General features: G+C 45.0%; 1 protein-coding gene. It reads left to right on the forward strand.

All coding sequences use genetic code 11. The features are described from left to right. The coding region (locus tag BG32_RS00875; protein WP_259459413.1) for a helicase-related protein at window positions 1-660 on the forward strand (660 nt) is incomplete at both ends.

The following is a 660-nucleotide window of genomic DNA, read 5'->3' on the forward strand; positions in this document are numbered from 1 at the left end:
GGAGAAGTCGTAATTGTTGATGAATTCACCGGAAGGTTGTTGCCGGGAAGAAGGTATTCCGAAGGTTTGCATCAGGCAATAGAGGCGAAAGAAAATGTGCAAATTAGACAAGAATCGGTGACGTTTGCCACAATAACCTTTCAGAACTACTTCAAGCTGTATTCGAAGGTGTCTGGAATGACCGGTACTGCCGCAACTGAAGAATCTGAGTTCATCTCCATGTACAACACACCAGTTGCGATCATTCCTACAAACAAGAAGGTAATTCGAGAGGACAAAGAAGATTCGATTTATAAAACAAGGGAAGAAAAGAATGAGGCAATTATCAATGAGATCGCTGAACGCTATGAAAAAGGACAGCCCGTTCTTGTTGGTACTACTTCGATAGAGAAGAGCGAGCTCTTGAGCAAGCTGCTGCAAAAAAAAGGCGTACCCCACGAAGTTTTGAATGCCAAGTATCATGAAAGGGAAGCAGAGATTGTTGCAAAGGCCGGTGAGCGAAAGACAGTTACAATTGCAACAAACATGGCGGGAAGAGGAACGGATATTAAGCTTGGTGAGGGAGTAGTAGATCTTGGGGGGCTTTATGTTCTAGGTACCGAGAGGCACGAGAGCAGGAGAATTGACAACCAACTTGTAGGTAGATCGGGCAGACAGGGG

The sequence above is a fragment of the Mesotoga sp. HF07.pep.5.2.highcov genome, from assembly GCF_003666285.1.
Taxonomy (GTDB): domain Bacteria; phylum Thermotogota; class Thermotogae; order Petrotogales; family Kosmotogaceae; genus Mesotoga; species Mesotoga prima.